Annotated in this window: 1 protein-coding gene; it reads right to left on the bottom strand. The window is 59.9% G+C overall.

The window, feature by feature from the left end:
- Nucleotides 1–67: 67 nt before the first annotated feature.
- Entirely contained in the window at nt 68–1,579 is a 1,512-nt protein-coding gene (locus VGO12_RS12785) for an NADH-quinone oxidoreductase subunit M (protein WP_327513128.1), read from the bottom strand.
- Nucleotides 1,580–1,677: the final 98 nt, after the last annotated feature.

The following is a 1,677-nucleotide window of genomic DNA, read 5'->3' as shown; positions in this document are numbered from 1 at the left end:
CTCGGGGATCGAGAGTTGCAGGCTTGCAAGGAGGGTTTCAGCAGTCATGTCCAATCACGTCCTGTGGTCATTGCACCGAAAGCGCAACGTTTTGCGCTGCCTGCAGGGCTGCGGAGTAGTTGTTGACGAGCAGATCCACGGAGGCCGCGGTCGCATCGAAGATCGGTGCCGGGTAGACGCCGAAGAAGATCGTCAGGATCACCAGCGGATAAAGCACGGCCTTTTCGCGCGCCGACAGATCGAGCAACGCCTTCAGGCTTTCCTTCTCAAGCGGGCCGAACACCACCCGGCGGTAGAGCCAGAGCGCATAGGCCGCAGACAGGATCACGCCCGTGGTAGCAAAGAGTGCGACCCAGGTGTTGGCACGGAACGCGCCGACCAGCGTCAAAACTTCGCCGACGAAGCCGGAGGTGCCGGGAAGACCGACGTTCGCCATGGTGAAGACCATGAAGGCGACGGCATATTTCGGCATGTTGTTGACGAGGCCGCCATAGGCCGCGATCTCGCGGGTATGCAGCCGATCATAGACGACGCCGACGCAAAGGAAGAGCGCGCCGGAGACGATGCCGTGCGACAGCATCTGGAAGATCGCACCCTGCACGCCCTGGGTGTTGGCGGCGAAGATACCCATCGTGACGTAGCCCATGTGCGCAACGGACGAATAGGCGATCAGCTTCTTGATGTCCGTCTGCATCATTGCCACCAGCGAGGTGTAGATGATGGCAACGACAGACAGCGTGAAGACGAACGGGGCGAAGTAGTCCGAAGCAAGCGGGAACATCGGCAGCGAGAAACGCAGGAAACCGTAACCGCCGAGCTTCAGGAGAACGCCCGCCAGGATGACCGAGCCAGCCGTCGGCGCCTGAACGTGCGCGTCGGGAAGCCAGGTGTGCACCGGCCACATCGGCATCTTCACCGCAAAGGACGCGAAGAAGGCAAGCCACAGCCATGTCTGCATTTCACGGGGGAAGCTGTAGGCGAGCAGCTGCGTGATGTCGGTCGTACCGGCCTGCCAGTACATCGCCATGATCGCAAGCAGCATCAGCACCGAGCCGAGCAGCGTATAGAGGAAGAACTTGTAGCTGGCGTAGACGCGATCCTTGCCGCCCCAGACACCGATGATGAGGAACATCGGGATCAGGCCGGCTTCGAAGAACACATAGAACAGCACGATGTCGAGCGACACGAAGACGCCGATCATGAACGTTTCCAGGACGAGGAACGCGATCATGTAGGCCTTCAGCCGCTTCTCGATCGACAGCCAGCTCGCCACGACGCAGAACGGCATCAGGAAGGCCGAGAGCACGACGAAGAGCACCGAGATGCCGTCGACGCCGAGATGGTAGGAAATGCCTGTGCCGAGCCACTCATGCTTTTCAACCATCTGGAAGCCGGGGTTCGACGCATCGAACTGGTACCAGATGTAGAGCGAAACCGCGAAGGTGAAGACCGTCGTCAGCAGCGAAACGTTCAGGATATTCCGGCGGCCGTAGGCGCTGTCTTCCCTTGTGAGCAAGAGAAGCAGAACGCCGACGAGCGGCATGAAGGTGACCGCGGAAAGTACGGGCCAATCGGTCATCAGAAGGAACTCCTGAACATCATCCAAGTAACGAGCGCGGCAATGCCGATCAGCATCGCGAACGCGTAGTGATAGAGGTAACCAGTCTGCAGGCGGAC

It is taken from the genome of Ensifer sp. (assembly GCF_035999135.1).
Lineage (GTDB): Bacteria > Pseudomonadota > Alphaproteobacteria > Rhizobiales > Rhizobiaceae > Ensifer.
The sequence above is the reverse complement of the archived record's forward strand: the minus strand, read 5'-3'. Positions and strand labels throughout refer to the sequence as shown.